The organism is Pseudomonas sp. TE3910 (assembly GCF_056279025.1).
This window is the reverse complement of the sequence record NZ_JBWBQN010000001.1, coordinates 3594802-3612845: the sequence shown is the minus strand read 5'-3', so window position 1 is coordinate 3612845 and position 18044 is coordinate 3594802. Positions and strand designations below refer to the sequence as shown.

Below are 18044 nucleotides of genomic sequence, written 5' to 3'. Positions count from 1 at the left end.
CGCGTCTCGACAAAGGCCCGCCAAGCCACGGACAATAGCGCTCTGCCGACAGGAGTCTTTAATGCGTCGTTTGTTTTTTCTGCTGCTATTGAGCTGCACCATGCCTGTCTGGGCAGACAGCCTCGACCAACTCTACAAGGTCGCCGGCTGGCCTGAGCAGCGCGCCCACTTTACCGATGCCCTCGATGCCGCCCAGCAGCGCTACCAAAACAGCCTGCCGCCTGCGGTGTTTCAAGCATTGGTCAACAACAGCAACCAGCGTTTCGAGCCAAAGGCTGTAGACGCGCGCGCCGCCGCCCAGTTACGCGCCAACCTGAGCAATCCGACACCGGCCCTGGCGTTTTTCCAGTCGCCGCTGGGACGCAAGATCGTCGCTGCCGAGCTGCTGGCCACCCGCCGCGACCAATTGGCCAAGAATGCCAAGGGCTTGCCGCGTATTCAGGCAAGCGATACCCGCCTGCTGATCATTGGTCACCTGGCCAAGGCCCTGCCGGCCCGCGAAGCCGGTGCCGAAGTCAGCCTGGCGATTGCCGGCGTGGCGGCGGACAGCCTCAGCCAGATGATTCCGGGACTGCTCGGTGGTGGTCAGGCTCAGGGCATGCTTGACGGCCAGCGCGCAAGGCTGATGGAGCAGATCGGCAACGACCTGAACAACACCCTGCTCTACGTCTACCGCGACCTGTCGGACCCGGAGCTGGAAGAGTTCGCCAGTTTCGCCGAGTCTGCAGAAGGTCAGGCCTACTACAAGGCCGCCCTCGCGGCGATTCGTGCCGGCCTGGCGGTCGGCCAGAACAGCGCCGACCTCAAGTAAGGTGCTCGCCAATGAACGCGAAGTAGCGCTGGCGAATCGTCGGCAGTTCATTGGCCAGGTGGTGTCGCGCCTCGGGCAGCATCAGCACCTGAGGCTGGGCGAATTTCTCCCGTAGCACCAACAGGTTATGCGGCCAGTCAACGGTCATGTCCGACTGCCCCTGAATGATCAGCGGCCGACGCGTACTCGGCGGCGCCGCCTCGATACGCTTGACCCATTCAATCAGTGCTCCAACCCAGGCCGTGGGCAAACGCCGCGGCTGCAAGGGGTCTGCCAGCAGGAACGGCAGAAACGTCGGGTCGTTGGTGTTCTCGCTGAAACGCCGCTCAATGCCCTTCACGAACGGTCGCAACAGGTAGTAGCTGAACCTCGACCAGCCCCAGGCGCGAGGTCGCACCAGCGGTGCCAGCAAAATCACCCGGCCCTGGATCGGGCTGTCATCACCGTGATTCAGTATATGGTCGATCACGATGGCGCCGCCCGTGCTTTGCCCGCACAGGTGCCAGGGCTGTGGCAGGCCTAGTGCGGCCGCTTGCGCGAACAAGGCCTCAAGCACCTGTTGATACACCGCGAAGTCATCGATACTGGCCCGCTCGCCACTGGACAGGCCATGCCCGGGCAGGTCACAGGCAATCACACTGAAGCCCTGGTCCAGCGCCCAGTCGATGACATGCCGGTACAAGCCCATATGGTCGTAGAAGCCGTGTAACAGGATCAGTGTCGCCACCGGGGCCGGCGCCAGCCAGACCTGGCCGACCACGTCATAGCCGGCCACCTGGAATCGCCCCAACCAGCGCTCCACCGGTACCGGGCGCGCCGGCAGGTCCAGACCATAAAAGTGCTGATACGCCGCCGCCTGCGCTGACAGCGGCTGACGAGCCGATAGCGGCTGCAAGCTGGCGCGCAAAGCATCTGGCTGGAACGAAGCGGACATAGCGGGCATCCAGGCACAAAAACAAAGGATTGATCCACGATATTCATCTGTCGTCACTGGCATGGCAAGCTATGCGCCCTTTTGTGGACCCATGGACATGCCTCGACCACGTGCAAAAACGCTGTTAACCGGCCTGACCCTGCTGCTTTGCGCAGCCATCCTGTGGTGGGCCTATGACAGCTTCCAGAGCCGCTACCTGCGCACGTTCGACAACCAGACCGCACTGTTTGCCGGTGACAACCTGCACCTGCCTGCCGACCTCGCCGGCCCTGGGCCGATCCGCGTGGTGCACTTCTGGGACCCGGCCTGCCCGTGCAATGTTGGCAACCAACAGCACCTGAGTGAGTTGATCGCACATTTTGCGCCCCAAGGCGTAGCCTTCTATGCAGTACAGAAAGCAGGCAGCCGCGGCCAGCTGCCGCCCAACCTGAGCGCCCTGAAGCCCTTGCCAACACTGCCAGGCGCTGAACAGCTGCCCGCCAGCCCTGCCGTGGCGATCTGGGACCGAGACGGCAAGCTGGCCTATTTCGGCCCTTACAGCGAAGGCGCGACCTGCAATTCGAGCAACAGCTTCATCGAGCCGATTCTGCAGGCGCTGAGCCAAGGACGCTCAGTCAGCGCCACGCACACCTTGGCAGTGGGCTGCTACTGCCCATGGGGCGCCTGATTTCTCACCCCCCTTGCCGATGGGTTGAGTTTGCAACGTCTATCCTCTGTCCGAAAACACACGCGCCCGTTGTTGAAGCCGTCACTCGCCCCACACAAGGAGTCTCGATGAAACGCAGCCTGAGCTTACTCGCCGTCACCCTCACGGCACTGGCCGCCGGTGGCTTCTGGTATGTACAGAGCAAATTGCCGCAACGTCAGGGCGAGGTAACCCTGGCCAACCTGCAAGCCCCCGTCAGCGTACGCTATGACGAGCGTGGCGTACCGCATATCCGAGCGCGTAACGAGACCGACCTTTACCGAGCACTGGGCTACGTACATGCCCAGGACCGCCTGTTCCAGATGGAAATCATGCGCCGTCTGGCCAGAGGTGAACTGGCCGAGGTGCTCGGGCCGAAACTGGTGCCAACCGACACGCTGTTCCGCAGCCTGCGCATCCGCGACCAGGCCGAACTGATGGTGGCCCGTCAGGACAAACAATCGCCCGCCTGGATAGCCCTGCAAGCCTACCTGGACGGCGTTAACGCCTGGCAGGCCTCGCACCCCAAACCGATAGAGTTCGACATACTGGGTATCACGCCACGCCCCTTTACGGCCGAGGACACCCTGAGCATCGCCGGCTACATGGCGTACAGCTTTGCTGCCGCCTTCAGGACCGAACCGGTGCTCACCTATATCCGCGACCAACTGGGCCCAGACTACCTGAAAATCTTCGACCTGGACTGGCACCCTGAAGGCGCGGTACAGGCAGCACCCAAGCTCGCTGCCGCCGACTGGCAAAGCCTCAACCTGCTAGCCCAACGCAGCCAGCAGGCACTGTTTGACGCGGGTATCCCGCAATTCGAAGGCAGTAACGCCTGGGCCGTGGCCGGTAGCCACACCCGTAGCGGTATGCCGCTGCTGGCAGGCGACCCGCATATCAGTTTTGCCGTGCCAGCCGTGTGGTACGAAGCCGAGCTGTCCGCACCCGGCTTCAATCTGTACGGCTACCACCAGGCGCTGAACCCCTTTGCCTCGCTGGGGCATAACCGCGAGTTCGGCTGGAGCCTGACCATGTTCCAGAACGACGACCTCGACTTGATCGCCGAACAGGTCAACCCGACACAGCCCAATGAGGTTCGTATCAACGGCCAATGGCAAGCGCTGACACGTAGCGAAGAGCAGATCATGGTCAAGGGCGAACAACCGGTGACCCTCGCACTGCGCAGCTCACCGCACGGACCCATCGTCAACGACGTGCTAGGCAAAACCGCCAGCACCACCCCGATCGCCATGTGGTGGACGTTTCTCGAAAGTGAAAACCCGATACTGGAGGGTTTCTACGAAATCAACCGCGCCAATACCCGGGAAAAAATGCGCAGCGCTGCCGCGAAGATCCACGCGCCAGGCCTGAACCTGGTCTGGGCGAATGCCCGCGGCGACATCGGCTGGTGGGCCGCCGCCCGGTTGCCGATCCGTCCGGAGGGCGTCAACCCGGCATTCATCCTCGATGGCAGCAGTGCACAAGCCGACAAGCTCGGCTTCTACCCGTTCAACGCCAACCCCCAACAGGAAAACCCGGCCAGCGGTTATATCGTCTCGGCCAATGCCCAGCCACAGTCACCGACCGGCATGCCCATTCCCGGCTATTACAACCCGGCCGACCGTGGTCAACAGCTGGCCCACCACCTTGCAACCGACCAGACCCAATGGGATATACACAACAGCCAGGCATTGCAGTTGGGCACCACCACCGGCTATGGCCCGCGCACCCTCGCACCGCTGTTGTCGGTACTGCGAGAAGTCGCCGAGGGGGAACAGGAAAAGGAACTGGTCGAGCAACTGGCCGCCTGGCCTGGCGACTATCCGCTGGATTCGATCAGCGCCACCGTGTTCAACCAATTCCTCTATGAGCTGAGCCGCGCCGCCCTGCACGATGAGCTGGGCGACCTGTGGTTTGACACCCTGATCTCGACCCGCGTCATTGACGCAGCGCTACCGCGCCTGGCCGCTGACCCTGACTCGCCGTGGTGGGAGCATAGAGGCAGCAACGAACGTGGCAACCGCAAGGATGCTGTTGTCCAAGCCTGGCATAACAGCCTGGCGCACCTGCGCAAAACCCTTGGCAACGACCCGGCAAGCTGGCAATGGGGCAAAGCACACACCTTGACCCACGGTCACCCGCTGGGCCAACAGAAACCGCTGGACAGGCTGTTTAACGTAGGGCCGTTCAATGCCCCAGGCAGCCATGAAGTGCCGAACAACTTCTCGGCGAAGATTAGCCCGGCACCATGGCCGGTGACCTATGGCCCCTCGACACGACGCCTGATCGACTTTGCCGATGCCGGCCAGTCCTTGAGTATCAACCCGGTTGGGCAAAGTGGCGTGTTGTTCGATACCCACTATGCCGACCAAGCCCGGGACTACATGGACGGGAAGTACCAGCGGGCGCAAATGGGGGTGATCCCGGCGAAGAGCATATTGCATCTGACACCGGAACCCTGACAGCCCTGCGACCAGCAAGTCGGTAGAGGCCAGCCTTGCTGGCCCCTACACCTCGCGGGAATGACAGCGACGAAACCGTGCTTCCAGATTGCGATCGGGCATGGCATGGCTGCGCAGGGCGTTCAAGGTCTGCTCGACATAGTCGCGGGTGCTGCCATACCGCCCCTTGGCCTGGGCAAAGATCTGGCTGAGCAACGTATCCGGCAGATTGCCGGCGTAACACGGCAAGTGCCGCTCCAGGACAAAACCCAGTGCCTGAACCTTGCTGCCGTCATCCAGTCGGCAACTCAGCCAATGTGGCCGATAGGCCGGATAGGGCATTTCTCGCTGCCAGAGCGCCAGCAACGAATCGTGCAGATGCTCTTCCGGCAGACGGTAGGCAAACCCGCTGCAGGAGCCGCCGCGGTCCAGGCCAAAGACCAGCCCTGGGCACTCCGGCGTGCCACGGTGCTCATGGGACCACAGGTAGAGGCCGCGATGATAACCATGCACCCGCGCCCGACGCCGCTCCTCGGCGGAGCACTCTGGACGCCAGATCAACGAACCGTAGGCAAATAGCCAGACCGGCCCCCCTTGATGCAAGGCCATGGTGCGATGAACCGAGTGCAGAAGTTGCTCTTGAGTCAATTGCGACCCGAAATCAAGCAAGGGAGGATATGCCACATTCACAGATGCAGTTTCAATTGCCGACATAGCCGTCGCCAGAATTCCCCGTGAGTTAATTAGGTAACTCACTCTAAAACAAATACACAGTCCGTGCAGTTACCGTACGGCAGATAGCCCACGAAAAACAAGCCCTCAAACGGTCTGAAAGAGCCGCTTTACAAGTGTTTCAGCAAGTAATAGCAGACACTTGCAAGTGCCGCGAAAGTTAATTTCAGCCCCTGCAACAATGGCCTTTCATAATGGCAAGCGACAATAACGGTTAGTTAGTAAGGCGCGCTATTGCAGCGCGCCTTGATCCCGTTAGCCGTTTCGCGGCGCATAGGCGAAGACATCGGCACGCATTTGATGCGCATCCATGCCGGCACTCACCAAAGCATCGAGCGTGGCATAGATCATGGCCGGCGAACCGCTGGCGTAGACCTGTACCGAAGTCAGTTCGGTAATGTCTTCACACACGGCTTCGTGCAACAGGCCGCAGCGCCCCTCCCAGCCACACAGGTCACTGACGACCTTGTGCAGGTACAGGTTAGGTAGCTGCTGCCACTCGTCCCAGTGCTCAAGCGCGTAGAAATCTTCTGGACGACGCACACCCCAGTACAGGTGCACCGGGTACTTGAAACCTTGCGCGCGGCAATGCTCGATCAGGCTGTGCATCTGCGCCATACCGGTGCCTGCAGCGATCAACACTAACGGGCCTTCCGGCAACTCGGCCAAGTGCGTATCACCGAACGGCAGCTCAACACGGGCCATGCCCTGACGCTGCAGTTGGGCAATCAAATCACGCGCACTGTTCTCACGGGCCAGCACGTGCAACTCCAGATCACGCCCACGATGTGGCGCCGAGGCCAGGGAAAAAGCCGATTTCTCGCCGTTTTCCCGCTCGATCATCAGGTACTGCCCAGCGTGATAGCGCGGTGGCTTGCCGGCAGGCGCACGCAGGCGCACGCGCCAGACGTCACCGCCAAGCTCGACACACTCACTCACCTGGCAAGCCAGCTTGCGCACTGGCAGCTCGCCCAGCGCCAACACACCGTCCCATAGCAAGGTGCAATCCTCGAGGGGTTCGGCAATACAAGTGAACAGTTCGCCGTGATCACGCACCTGCCCTTCCTGGCGCACACGACCGTCAACCAGCAGTGCGGCGCAGACATGGCAGTTGCCATTGCGACAGCTCTGTGGGCAGTCGTAACCGAGACGCTGCGCCGCTTCCAGAATCCGTTCTCCGGGCTTGATCGTCAATACCGCACCGGAAGGCTGCAACGTTACCTGCATCAGTCTATTCCCAACTGGTTCCACAACTCATCGATTCGCCGTGTGACAGCCTCATCCTTGACGATGACGCGGCCCCACTCACGGGTGGTCTCGCCTGGCCACTTATGGGTTGCGTCCAGGCCCATCTTCGAACCCAGCCCGGAGATCGGCGAAGCGAAATCCAGGTAATCGATTGGCGTGTTGTCGATCATCACCGTGTCGCGCTTGGGGTCCATGCGCGTGGTAATGGCCCAGATCACGTCATTCCAGTCGCGGGCATTGATGTCATCATCAGTGACGATAACGAATTTGGTGTACATGAACTGTCGCAAAAACGACCACACACCCAACATCACCCGCTTGGCATGCCCCGGGTACTGCTTCTTCATGGTCACTACCGCCATGCGGTAGGAACAGCCTTCCGGCGGCAGGTAGAAGTCGGTGATCTCCGGAAACTGCTTCTGCAGGATCGGGACGAACACTTCGTTGAGTGCCACACCGAGAATCGCGGGCTCATCCGGCGGCCGCCCGGTATAGGTGCTGTGGTAGATCGGCTTGGTCCGGTGGGTGATTCGCTCGACGGTGAACACCGGGAAGCTGTCGACTTCGTTGTAATAGCCGGTATGGTCGCCATAAGGCCCCTCTGGGGCCATTTCACCAGGATGAATCACCCCTTCCAGGATGATCTCGGCGCTCGCCGGCACTTGCAGATCGCTGCCACGGCATTTGACCAGCTCGGTGCGGTTGCCCCGCAACAGGCCGGCAAAGGCGTATTCGGAGAGGGTGTCGGGAACCGGGGTCACAGCGCCGAGAATGGTTGCCGGGTCAGCGCCCAAGGCCACCGCCACCGGAAATGGCTTGCCCGGGTTCTTATCGCACCACTCACGGTAGTCGAGCGCACCGCCTCGGTGGCTCAACCAGCGCATGATGACCTTGTTGCGGCCAATCACCTGCTGACGATAGATGCCGAGGTTCTGGCGATCCTTGTTAGGCCCACGGGTAACCGTCAGGCCCCAGGTAATCAGCGGCGCGACGTCGCCTGGCCAGCAGGTCTGCACCGGCAGCATGCCCAGGTCGACATCATCACCCTCGATAACCACTTCCTGGCAGACCGCGTCTTTGACGACCTTGGGTGCCATCGACACGACCTTCTTGAAGATCGGCAGTTTCGACCAGGCGTCCTTCAAGCCTTTCGGTGGCTCTGGCTCCTTGAGGAAAGCCAGCAACTTGCCGATTTCGCGCAGCTCGCTGACCGACTCGGCACCCATGCCCATGGCCACGCGCTCAGGCGTGCCAAACAGGTTGCCGAGCACCGGAATATCATGCCCGGTAGGTCGCTCGAAGAGCAGGGCCGGGCCTTTGGCCCGCAGGGTGCGGTCGCAGACTTCGGTCATTTCCAGGACAGGAGAAATCGGAACCTGGATGCGCTTGAGTTCGCCACGCTGTTCCAGGCCGCGGATAAAGTCGCGCAAATCGCGATACTGCATGCGTAAGCCTCATGTTGGCCGTATCGGACGGGGTGGCAAAGTGTAGCCTTATACCCGGTCGGCCAGAATAGCCAATGTGCAGATAGCAAAAAGCCGGGTTTCCCCGGCTCTTGCGACCTGCTCGAATTTACTTGCGCTTCATCGAGAGGAAGAACTCGTCGTTGGTCTTGGTCTGCTTGAGCTTATCGATCAAGAACTCAATGGCCGCAACTTCGTCCATCGGGTGCAGCAGCTTGCGCAGAATCCACATGCGCTGCAGTTCGTCGTCGGCGGTCAACAGCTCTTCGCGGCGAGTACCGGAACGGTTGATGTTGATGGCCGGGAAGACGCGTTTTTCAGCGATCTTGCGGTCCAGAGGCAGTTCCATGTTACCGGTGCCCTTGAACTCTTCGTAGATCACTTCGTCCATCTTCGAACCGGTTTCAACCAACGCAGTGGCGATGATGGTCAGCGAACCGCCTTCCTCGATGTTACGCGCAGCACCGAAGAAACGCTTTGGCTTCTCCAGGGCGTGGGCATCGACACCACCGGTCAGTACCTTGCCGGAGCTCGGGATGACGGTGTTGTAGGCACGGGCCAGACGGGTGATGGAGTCGAGCAGGATGACTACATCCTTCTTGTGCTCGACCAGGCGCTTGGCCTTCTCGATCACCATTTCAGCCACTTGTACGTGGCGGGTTGGCGGCTCGTCGAAGGTCGAGGCAACCACTTCGCCACGCACCGTGCGCTGCATTTCGGTCACTTCTTCCGGGCGCTCGTCGATCAGCAGAACGATCAGGTGGCACTCGGGGTTGTTACGGGTGATGTTGGCCGCGATGTTCTGCAGCATGATGGTCTTGCCCGCTTTTGGCGGTGCGACGATCAGGCCGCGCTGACCTTTACCAATTGGCGCGCAGAGGTCAATGACCCGGCCAGTAAGGTCTTCGGTGGAACCGTTACCGGCTTCCATCTTCAGGCGCACGTTCGGGAACAACGGCGTCAGGTTTTCAAACAGGATCTTGTTCTTCGCGTTTTCTGGACGGTCGAAGTTGATGGTGTCGACTTTCAACAGTGCGAAGTAACGCTCACCTTCTTTTGGTGGGCGGATCTTGCCAACGATGGTGTCACCGGTGCGCAGGTTGAAGCGGCGGATCTGGCTAGGCGAAACGTAGATATCGTCAGGGCCGGCCAGGTAAGAGGCATCCGCCGAACGCAGGAAACCGAAACCGTCCTGGAGAATCTCCAGCACGCCATCACCGGAGATTTCCTCGCCGCTTTTCGCATGCTTTTTCAACAGGGAGAAAATCACATCTTGCTTGCGCGAACGGGCCATATTTTCTATGCCCATCTGTTCGGCCATTTCGAGCAGATCGGTAATCGGCTTTTGCTTGAGTTCAGTCAGGTTCATAAGGGGAGTGACGTAATCATGTAAGAAGGGAGAATTAAGCTTCTGGCTTAATGAAGCCGCGCCGCAAAGAAGGCGACAGGATCGCGTACTGATTCGAATTGGGGATGCGTCGGCGACGGCGTGCAGAGGGCACCGAAGAAACAGTGCGAGGCCGAATGTACCACTTGCTTTTTCTGGCGTCTAGTCACCGAGCAAAGAAAAGCCCCGACAAATGCGGGGCTTTTTTGACTCAGATATTGGCGTCCAGGAAGGCCGCCAGCTGAGACTTCGACAGTGCGCCGACCTTGGTGGCCTCGACGTTGCCGTTTTTGAACAGCATAAGGGTAGGAATACCACGCACGCCGTGCTTGGCTGGCGTTTCCTGGTTTTCGTCGATGTTCAGCTTGGCGACGGTCAGTTTGCCCTCATAAGTGGCGGCGATGTCGTCCAGCACTGGAGCGATCATTTTGCAAGGGCCGCACCATTCAGCCCAATAGTCCACCAGCACTGGGCCCTCAGCCTTCAGCACTTCCTGCTCGAAGCTGGCGTCAGTGACGTGTTTGATAAGATCGCTGCTCATGGAAGTCTCCAAGGTCGTAAGCAAAAAAACGTCGCCCATCATAGCCGCCCAGATGGCGGACAGGAAGTCGCAGGCGATTGAGTGTAACTATAGTTGTGGATGACTTTGCATATCGATTTGTCACAACAACGTCACATTCCCCCGTGCAACCTGCGCCATATCAAGCCTTCCTACACTGCGCGTTGGCGTCAGCGATGGATCATGTCAGGATTGGCGGGTTAAAGACCGAGAACCCATGATCATGCCGCAAACCACAGCCAAGAACCTGTCCTTGATCGCTGCTATCGACCTGGGCTCCAACAGTTTTCATATGGTCGTCGCCAAGGCCATCCACAGCGAGATCCGCATTCTTGAGCGGCTCGGTGAAAAGGTTCAGCTGGCCGCCGGCATCAATGAAGAGCGCCAGCTCAGCGAAGAATCCATGCAGCGCGGGCTCGATTGCCTCAAGCGCTTTGCCCAGCTTATCAACGGAATGCCTGACGGCGCCGTACGTATCGTCGGTACCAACGCCCTGCGCGAGGCCCGCAACCGCGGTGAGTTCATCCGCCGTGCCGAGGCCATTCTCGGCCACCCGGTCGAAGTCATTTCCGGTCGCGAAGAAGCCCGCCTGATTTACCTGGGCGTCTCCCATACCCTGGCCGACACGCCGGGTAAGCGCCTGGTTGCCGATATCGGCGGCGGCAGTACCGAATTCATCATTGGCCAGCGCTTCGAGCCGCTGCTGCGCGAAAGCCTGCAAATGGGCTGTGTCAGCTTCACGCAGCGCTACTTCCGCGACGGCAAGATCACGCCCGCTCGTTATGCCCAGGCCTACACGGCAGCACGGCTGGAGCTGATGAGCATCGAGAACGCCTTGCACCGCCTGACCTGGGATGAAGCCATTGGCTCGTCCGGCACCATCCGCGCCATTGGCCTGGCCCTGAAATCAGGCGGCCAGGGCTCGGGCGAGGTTAATGCCGAAGGGTTGGCGTGGCTCAAGCGCAAGCTGTTCAAGCTCGGCGATGTCGAGAAAATCGACTTTGAAGGGATCAAGCCAGATCGCCGGACCATCTTCCCGGCAGGCCTTGCCATCCTCGAAGCCATCTTCGACGCCCTGGAACTGCAGCGCATGGATCACTGCGAAGGTGCTCTGCGCGAAGGCGTGCTGTACGACCTGCTGGGCCGCCATCATCACGAAGACGTGCGTGAACGCACGCTCGGCTCGCTGATGGAGCGCTACCACGTCGATCAAGGCCAGGCCGCGCGCGTCGAGCGCAAGGCCCTGCATGCCTTCGATCAGGTAGCGGCGGCCTGGGATCTGGAAGACGGCATCTGGCGTGAACTGCTGAGCTGGGCAGCCAAGGTACATGAGGTGGGCCTGGATATCGCCCACTATCACTACCACAAGCACGGCGCCTACCTGATCGAGCACTCGGACCTGGCCGGGTTTTCCCGCGAAGACCAGCAAATGCTGGCGCTACTGGTACGCGGTCACCGGCGCAATATTCCCAAGGACAAGTTTGCCGAGTTCGGCGACGACGGCGTCAAGCTGATTCGTCTGTGCGTGCTGCTGCGCTTTGCCATCCTGTTCCACCACATCCGTGGCACTCAACAGATGCCGCAAGTCACCCTGCATGCCGCAGGCGATAGCCTCGACGTGGAGTTCCCGAAGGGCTGGCTGGAGCAGAACCAGCTGACCCAGGCCGACTTCGCCCTTGAGGCGGAGTGGCTGGCCCGGGTCGGCTTCGTCCTCAGCGTACGCTGAGGACCGGGTTGCTCAGGCGCTCAAGCAGAGTCGCCTGGGCACTGCGCGGGTTCTGGTTGCCGGTTGGCATGCTGCGTACGTAGCGGCCGTCCGACTGCAGAATCCAGGCGTGGGTGTTGTCGGTCAGGTAGCCTTCCAGCTCCTTTTTCACCCGCAGGATCAGCTTCTTGCCCTCGACCGGGAAACAGGTCTCCACACGCTTGTCGAGGTTGCGCTCCATCCAGTCGGCACTGGAAAGGAACATCTGCTCCTCGCCACCATTAAGGAAGTAGAACACCCGCGTGTGCTCAAGGAAGCGACCGATGATCGAGCGCACATGGATGTTATGCGACACACCGGCGATACCTGGGCGAAGGCAGCACATACCGCGCACCACGAGATCAATACGCACCCCGGACTGGCTTGCCTTGTACAACGCACGGATGATCTTCGGATCGGTCAGCGAGTTGAACTTGGCGATGATGTGCGCCGGCTTGCCGTCGAGGGCAAACTGGGTTTCACGCGCGATCATGTCGAGCATGCCCTTTTTCAGGGTAAACGGCGCGTGCAGCAGCTTCTTCATGCGCAGGGTCTTGCCCATGCCGATCAACTGGCTGAACAGCTTGCCGACGTCTTCGCAGAGGGCATCGTCAGAGGTCAGCAGGCTGTAGTCGGTGTACAGGCGGGCGTTGGCAGCATGGTAGTTACCCGTACCCAAGTGCGCGTAGCGAACGATCTCACCGGCTTCGCGGCGCAGGATCAGCATCATCTTGGCGTGGGTCTTGAAACCGACCACACCGTAGATCACCACGGCACCTGCGGCCTGCAGGCGGCTGGCCATCTGCAGGTTTGACTCTTCATCGAAACGCGCGCGCAATTCGATCACCGCTGTGACCTCCTTGCCGTTACGCGCCGCGTCGACCAGCGCGTCAACGATTTCCGAGTTGGCACCACTGCGGTAAAGCGTCTGGCGCACGGCCAGGACATGAGGGTCCTTGGCGGCCTGGCGCAACAGATCGACCACCGGAGTGAACGACTCGAAGGGGTGCATCAGGAGAATGTCCTGCTTGCTGACCACGCTGAAAATATTCTCGCTGTTCTGCAACAGCTTGGGGATGGCCGGAGTGAACGGCTTGTATTGCAACTCAGGGTGGCTATCCAGGCCGGTAATGCTGAACAGTCGGGTCAGGTTGACCGGCCCATTGACCCGGTACAGCTCGCTCTCGCTCAGGCTGAACTGCTTGAGCAGGTAATCCGACAGGTGCTTGGGACAGGTATCGACCACTTCCAGACGTACCGCATCGCCGTAACGACGCGAGAACAGCTCGCCACGAAGGGCCCGCGCCAAGTCTTCGACGTCCTCGGAATCGAGCGCCAGGTCGGCGTTTCGGGTCAGTCGGAACTGATAGCAGCCCTTCACCTTCATGCCCTGAAACAGGTCATCGGCGTGGGCATGAATCATCGACGAGAGGAACACATAGTTGTCGCCCGGGCCGCCGACGTCTTCCGGCACCTTGATGACTCGCGGCAGCAAACGCGGTGCCGGGATGATCGCCAGGCCGGAATCGCGACCAAAGGCGTCAATCCCTTCAAGCTCGACAATGAAGTTCAGGCTCTTGTTCACCAGCAACGGGAACGGGTGCGTCGGGTCGAGACCGATCGGTGTAATGATCGGAGCGATCTCGTCGCGGAAGTAGCGCCGCACCCAGGTCTTGAGCTTGGTGTTCCAGTAGCGACGGCGGATGAAGCGGATCTGGTGCTTCTCCAGCTCCGGCAACAACACGTCATTGAGGATCGCATACTGGCGGTCGACTTCGCCGTGAACCAGCTCGCTGATGAGCGCCAGCGCCTGATGCGGCTGCAGGCCATCGGCACCCGCCTGTTCACGGGCAAAGGTAATTTGCTTTTTCAGGCCCGCTACACGAATTTCGAAGAACTCATCCAGGTTACTGGAGAAGATCAGCAGGAACTTGAGCCGCTCCAGCAGTGGGTAGGACTCGTCCAGCGCCTGTTCCAGCACCCGAATGTTGAACTGCAGTTGCGACAGTTCCCGGTGGATATACAGGCTACTGTCGTCCAGGCCCGGAATGGCGATTGCCGGGGCGGGGGCCACCACAGGGGCCTCGACCACAGGCGCGTCCACCACGGGTGCCAGAACCGCTGCCGGCTCTGGCGGTGTTTCCACCATCGGCTCAGGCACTGGCTGGGCATCCTTCATAGCAGCGTCATTAAGCACTTCGTTATTCATCTAGCGTTCCTGAAGGGCGTTACTGCCCTCTCATCAATTGAGCAGCGCGAACAGCGAAATAAGTCAGGATGCCATCAGCACCTGCTCGTTTGAAAGCGGTGAGCGACTCAAGGATAACCCCTTCGCTGAGCCAGCCATTCTGAATGGCTGCCATGTGCATGGCGTACTCGCCACTGACCTGGTAGACGAAGGTCGGAACCTTGAACTCTTCCTTGACCCGGTAAAGGATATCCAGATACGGCATGCCGGGCTTGACCATTACCATATCAGCACCTTCGGCCAGGTCGGCGGCCACCTCATGCAAGGCTTCGTTGCTGTTGGCAGGATCCATCTGATAGGAGGCCTTGTTGGCCTTGCCCAGGTTAAGTGCCGACCCGACCGCATCGCGGAACGGGCCGTAATAGGCGCTGGCGTACTTGGCCGAATAGGCCATGATCCGCACATTGACGTGACCGGCCAGCTCCAGCGCCTCGCGAATCGCCTGGATACGACCGTCCATCATGTCAGAGGGCGCAACCACCTGCGCACCCGCTTCGGCATGGGACAGTGCCTGACGCACCAGGGCATCGACGGTGATGTCGTTCTGTACATAACCTTCTTCGTCGAGGATGCCGTCCTGACCATGGGTCGTGAACGGGTCCAGCGCGACGTCGGTGATCACACCCAGCTCAGGGAAACGTGCGCGCAATGCACGGGTTGCACGCTGGGCAACACCATCGGGGTTCCAGGCCTCGGCAGCGTCCAGCGACTTCTTCTCGGCCGGCGTGACCGGGAACAGCGCCAGCGCCGGAATGCCCAGCTTGACCCATTCGTCGGCTGCCTCGAGCAGCAGGTCGATGCTCAGACGCTCGACACCGGGCATCGACGCGACTTCTTCACGGCGATTCTCGCCGTCCAGCACGAATACCGGCAGGATCAAATCATCGACAGTCAGAACATTTTCGCGAACCAGACGACGGGAAAAATCATCGCGACGGTTGCGACGCAGGCGGGTGGCAGGAAACAAACGGTTAGCGGGGGTAAAGCTCACGGCAGACTCCTGAGCCCGCGCAGGCGGGCGAGCGCGACAGTTATAAGCAGCCATTATGACGCGTGTATGACAGCTATGGGCAACCCTGCGACTTGAGGACGCAGACATTGTCCTTGTAGGAAATGTTCACGTCGAGACACATTTGGACACTTTCCCGAACGCGCTCGAAGGGGTAGGCTGCGCGTTCATTTCGCCCAGCTCCCAGAAAATGCTCCAACAATTCCTACAGGATTTCGGCTACTTTGCCCTTTTTCTCGGTACCTTTTTTGAAGGTGAGACCATTTTGGTGCTTGCCGGATTCCTTGCGTTCCGCGGATATATGGACATCAATCTGGTGGTGTTAGTTGCTTTCTTCGGCAGCTACGCCGGCGACCAGCTCTGGTACTTCATGGGCCGCCGGCATGGGCGCAAGCTGCTGGCGCGCAAGCCGCGCTGGCAACTGATGGGCGACCGCGCACTGGAACATATTCGCCGTCACCCGGACATCTGGGTACTCAGTTTCCGCTTTGTCTACGGTTTGCGTACCGTCATGCCAGTGGCCATTGGCCTGTCCGGCTACCCGCCACGCCGCTACCTGCTACTAAATGGCCTCGGTGCCGCCATCTGGGCTGCGGCACTGGGCGCAGCTGCGTACCACTTCGGGGCCATCCTCGAAGGCCTGTTGGGTAACGTGAAGCGTTACGAACTATGGGTGCTCGGCGGTTTGCTGCTGCTTGGTGGAGTGTTGTGGTTGCGTCGGCGCTTCAGGGCCGCTCGTATTGCCAGGAAAGAAGCGGCTGACGCGCTGCAAGCCAATATGGCGGCTGGTGTGGAGGCCGATCAGGGCGAGGACACTGACGCCGCTGTAAGCGAGCAGCATGAGCCACCCCGGCGTCGTAACAGCCCATAACCCCACGTGCCCGGCCAGCGCCATGGCCGGCAGATTCAGTAGCAACCGCACGCATTCCAACCGAAAGGCCAAGGGCCGATTCTCCAGCACGGCGCCCAGTGCATACAAACCCAACGCCATCAGGCACCAGCCTAGCCCAAGCGCTGCCCGCGACAACTGCTCACCCTGCGCCAGCAGGTAGCTGCCAAAGGCGACGTAAACGGCAAACTGCACCACCCCGTACAGTTGCATTGGCCAGCCCAACGGGACCTCGAACTTCTGGAAACGACTCAGGTCCTGCTTGGCATGCGGATAACGCCGAGCCACATCGACCGGGCGCCAGCCAGTCGGCATGAACCAGATTCGCACCGCGTCCCACCAGCGCTCAGCGCGCCGGGCGTCTGCCCACAACTGCGCATAAACCTGCAGGTTGGCCCACAGCGGGTTCCAACTGGCCAGGGGCGTGGTCACACCGAAAACAACCGGTTCCTTGTCGTCTTCCTCACAGAACGTGCCGAACAGGCGATCCCAGAAAATGAACACACCACCATAGTTACGGTCCAGGTACACAGGGTTCTGAGCATGGTGTACACGGTGATTGGACGGTGTAACAAACACCCACTCAAACCAGCCGAGCTTGGGAATATGCCGGGTATGCACCCAGAACTGGTACAGCAGGTTCAGCGCCGCGACGCTGACAAATACCAGCGGTGGCACGCCCAGGACAGCCAACGGCAAACAGAAGATCCAGGAGAAAATGAAGCCGGTACTGGTCTGGCGCAAAGCAGTGGACAGGTTGTAGTCCTCGCTCTGGTGGTGCACCGAATGTGCCGCCCAGAGCACATTGCGCTCATGCCCGAAGCGGTGCAGCCAGTAGTAACAGAAGTCATAGCCAACAAAGGCCAGCCCCCACACCCAGAAGCGCTCGGCAGGCAGGGCAAACAGCGCCAGATGCTCCCAGGCCACGGCGTACGTTACCAAGCCAACGCCCTTGGTCAGCAAACCACTGGTGGTCGACAGCACACCTGTGCTGAGACTATTGATAGCATCGGCCACGCGGTAATTGCGCATGCCCCGCCAATGGTCGGCCAGCAGCTCCAGCGCAATCAGCACAAAGAAAAAAGGCACCGCATAGAGGATGAAGTCCATGGCCCGTCCACCGTCAGGTTGTTCACCCAGATTAGGCCGGGTTCGCTGGAATCCCTATGGCGACAACTGCCAAATTAGAGGACATTTAGCGCCTCGAATCGGGAGGAGTAAGCATGACTAAAAAAGTTGCAGTAATTCTGTCCGGCTGCGGCGTCTACGACGGTGCGGAAATCCACGAGAGCGTGATCACCCTGTTGCGCCTCGATCAGCGCGGCGCCCAGGTGCAGTGCTTTGCACCGAACATTGCCCAGATGCATGTGATCAACCACCTGACCGGCGAAACGATGCCCGAGTCGCGTAACGTGCTGGTGGAGTCGGCTCGCATTGCCCGCGGCAGTATCAAGGACCTGCAAGAGGCCGATGCCAAGGACTTCGATGCCCTGATCGTGCCTGGTGGTTTCGGGGCAGCAAAGAACCTGTCGAATTTTGCCACCGAAGGCGCGGGCTGCAGCGTGCACCCAGACGTGCTGGCCGTGGCCGAAGCGTTCGCCGAAGCCGGTAAACCGGTGGGGCTGATCTGCATTTCGCCGGCCCTGGCAGCCAAGATCTATGGCCCGGGAGTGATCTGCACCATCGGCAACGATGCCGGCACCCGCGCAGCGATCGAAAAAATGGGCGGCACCCACCAGGAATGCCCGGTCGATGAGATCGTCGAAGACACTGCACGCAAGCTGGTAAGCACCCCGGCCTACATGCTGGCCCAATCGATCAGCGAAGCAGCCGCGGGTATCAACAAGCTGGTGGACCGGGTGCTGGAGCTGGCCTCGCAGGACGACTGAGT

Annotated in this window: 14 protein-coding genes and 1 pseudogene; 6 read left to right on the top strand and 9 right to left on the bottom strand. The window is 60.3% G+C overall.

Annotated elements, in window-relative coordinates:
• Positions 1-61: 61 nt before the first annotated feature.
• Complete coding sequence (locus ACZ9H3_RS16565) at positions 62-811, top strand: DUF2059 domain-containing protein (protein WP_065758013.1); 750 nt, start codon at positions 62-64, stop codon at positions 809-811.
• Here ACZ9H3_RS16565 and bipL read toward each other — a convergent pair.
• The gene (gene bipL, locus ACZ9H3_RS16560; protein ID WP_476221573.1) at positions 804-1745 is read right to left on the bottom strand and encodes a phospholipase BipL; all 942 of its coding nucleotides are present in this window, start codon (positions 1743-1745) and stop codon (positions 804-806) included. The two genes, ACZ9H3_RS16565 and bipL, sit on opposite strands and share 8 nt — an antisense overlap.
• Positions 1746-1842: 97 nt before the next feature.
• Here bipL and ACZ9H3_RS16555 point away from each other — a divergent pair, with 97 nt between their 5' ends.
• The gene (locus ACZ9H3_RS16555) at positions 1843-2412 is read left to right on the top strand and encodes a DUF6436 domain-containing protein (RefSeq protein WP_476221571.1); all 570 of its coding nucleotides are present in this window, start codon (positions 1843-1845) and stop codon (positions 2410-2412) included.
• A 107-nt stretch (positions 2413-2519) separates the two neighbouring features.
• Entirely contained in the window at positions 2520-4895 is a 2376-nt protein-coding gene (locus ACZ9H3_RS16550) for a penicillin acylase family protein (RefSeq protein WP_476221569.1), read from the top strand.
• A 45-nt stretch (positions 4896-4940) separates the two neighbouring features.
• Here the strand turns inward: ACZ9H3_RS16550 and ACZ9H3_RS16545 are convergent, their stop codons facing one another.
• The 5 genes from ACZ9H3_RS16545 to trxA form a co-directional block, all read right to left on the bottom strand.
• A complete protein-coding gene (locus tag ACZ9H3_RS16545; protein WP_099773300.1) occupies positions 4941-5588 on the bottom strand; it encodes a gamma-glutamylcyclotransferase in 648 nt (215 codons plus the stop codon).
• Between the two features lie 273 nt (positions 5589-5861).
• On the bottom strand, positions 5862-6833 hold the full coding sequence (locus ACZ9H3_RS16540) for a CDP-6-deoxy-delta-3,4-glucoseen reductase (protein WP_476221568.1): 972 nt from the start codon (positions 6831-6833) through the stop codon (positions 5862-5864).
• Entirely contained in the window at positions 6833-8299 is a 1467-nt protein-coding gene (gene ubiD / locus ACZ9H3_RS16535) for a 4-hydroxy-3-polyprenylbenzoate decarboxylase (protein WP_099773298.1), read from the bottom strand. Before ubiD ends, ACZ9H3_RS16540 begins: the two co-directional genes overlap by 1 nt.
• Positions 8300-8426: 127 nt before the next feature.
• Positions 8427-9686 carry a transcription termination factor Rho gene (rho, locus tag ACZ9H3_RS16530; RefSeq protein ID WP_065758020.1) on the bottom strand — a complete coding sequence of 420 codons (1260 nt, stop codon included), beginning with the start codon at positions 9684-9686 and terminating at the stop codon, positions 8427-8429.
• A 229-nt stretch (positions 9687-9915) separates the two neighbouring features.
• Positions 9916-10245: a thioredoxin TrxA gene (gene trxA / locus ACZ9H3_RS16525; RefSeq protein WP_099773297.1), complete on the bottom strand. Its 330-nt coding sequence runs from the start codon at positions 10243-10245 to the stop codon at positions 9916-9918.
• 241 nt (positions 10246-10486) lie between these two features.
• On the opposite strand from trxA, the gene ppx reads away from it, so the two are divergent.
• Complete coding sequence (gene ppx, locus ACZ9H3_RS16520; RefSeq protein WP_065758070.1) at positions 10487-11989, top strand: exopolyphosphatase; 1503 nt, start codon at positions 10487-10489, stop codon at positions 11987-11989.
• On the opposite strand, the gene ppk1 is transcribed toward ppx, so the two are convergent.
• Entirely contained in the window at positions 11976-14216 is a 2241-nt protein-coding gene (gene ppk1 / locus ACZ9H3_RS16515; protein WP_454240514.1) for a polyphosphate kinase 1, read from the bottom strand. The genes ppx and ppk1 overlap by 14 nt on opposite strands.
• Before the next feature lie 19 nt (positions 14217-14235).
• Positions 14236-15246 carry a porphobilinogen synthase gene (gene hemB / locus ACZ9H3_RS16510; protein WP_476221564.1) on the bottom strand — a complete coding sequence of 337 codons (1011 nt, stop codon included), beginning with the start codon at positions 15244-15246 and terminating at the stop codon, positions 14236-14238.
• 208 nt (positions 15247-15454) lie between these two features.
• Here hemB and ACZ9H3_RS16505 point away from each other — a divergent pair, with 208 nt between their 5' ends.
• Positions 15455-16135, top strand: a complete 681-nt coding sequence (locus tag ACZ9H3_RS16505; protein WP_176717390.1) for a DedA family protein — start codon at positions 15455-15457, stop codon at positions 16133-16135.
• A 48-nt stretch (positions 16136-16183) separates the two neighbouring features.
• On the opposite strand, the pseudogene ACZ9H3_RS16500 reads toward ACZ9H3_RS16505, so the two are convergent.
• Positions 16184-17185: pseudogene (locus tag ACZ9H3_RS16500) on the bottom strand (sterol desaturase family protein); the annotation flags it as partial.
• Between the two features lie 191 nt (positions 17186-17376).
• On the opposite strand from ACZ9H3_RS16500, the gene elbB reads away from it, so the two are divergent.
• Positions 17377-18042, top strand: a complete 666-nt coding sequence (gene elbB, locus ACZ9H3_RS16495; protein ID WP_099773294.1) for an isoprenoid biosynthesis glyoxalase ElbB — start codon at positions 17377-17379, stop codon at positions 18040-18042.
• Positions 18043-18044: the final 2 nt, after the last annotated feature.

Bases quoted from the DNA above. Each gene is read 5' to 3' on its own strand.
- ppk1 (WP_454240514.1), bottom strand. From the start codon at position 14,216: ATGAATAACGAAGTGCTTAATGACGCTGCTATGAAGGATGCCCAGCCA.
- ACZ9H3_RS16505 (WP_176717390.1), top strand. From the start codon at position 15,455: ATGCTCCAACAATTCCTACAGGATTTCGGCTACTTTGCCCTTTTTCTC.
- ACZ9H3_RS16550 (WP_476221569.1), top strand. From the start codon at position 2,520: ATGAAACGCAGCCTGAGCTTACTCGCCGTCACCCTCACGGCACTGGCC.
- ubiD (WP_099773298.1), bottom strand. From the start codon at position 8,299: ATGCAGTATCGCGATTTGCGCGACTTTATCCGCGGCCTGGAACAGCGT.
- ppx (WP_065758070.1), top strand. From the start codon at position 10,487: ATGCCGCAAACCACAGCCAAGAACCTGTCCTTGATCGCTGCTATCGAC.
- ACZ9H3_RS16565 (WP_065758013.1), top strand. From the start codon at position 62: ATGCGTCGTTTGTTTTTTCTGCTGCTATTGAGCTGCACCATGCCTGTC.
- ACZ9H3_RS16545 (WP_099773300.1), bottom strand. From the start codon at position 5,588: ATGTCGGCAATTGAAACTGCATCTGTGAATGTGGCATATCCTCCCTTG.
- bipL (WP_476221573.1), bottom strand. From the start codon at position 1,745: ATGTCCGCTTCGTTCCAGCCAGATGCTTTGCGCGCCAGCTTGCAGCCG.
- ACZ9H3_RS16540 (WP_476221568.1), bottom strand. From the start codon at position 6,833: ATGCAGGTAACGTTGCAGCCTTCCGGTGCGGTATTGACGATCAAGCCC.
- rho (WP_065758020.1), bottom strand. From the start codon at position 9,686: ATGAACCTGACTGAACTCAAGCAAAAGCCGATTACCGATCTGCTCGAA.
- elbB (WP_099773294.1), top strand. From the start codon at position 17,377: ATGACTAAAAAAGTTGCAGTAATTCTGTCCGGCTGCGGCGTCTACGAC.
- ACZ9H3_RS16555 (WP_476221571.1), top strand. From the start codon at position 1,843: ATGCCTCGACCACGTGCAAAAACGCTGTTAACCGGCCTGACCCTGCTG.
- trxA (WP_099773297.1), bottom strand. From the start codon at position 10,245: ATGAGCAGCGATCTTATCAAACACGTCACTGACGCCAGCTTCGAGCAG.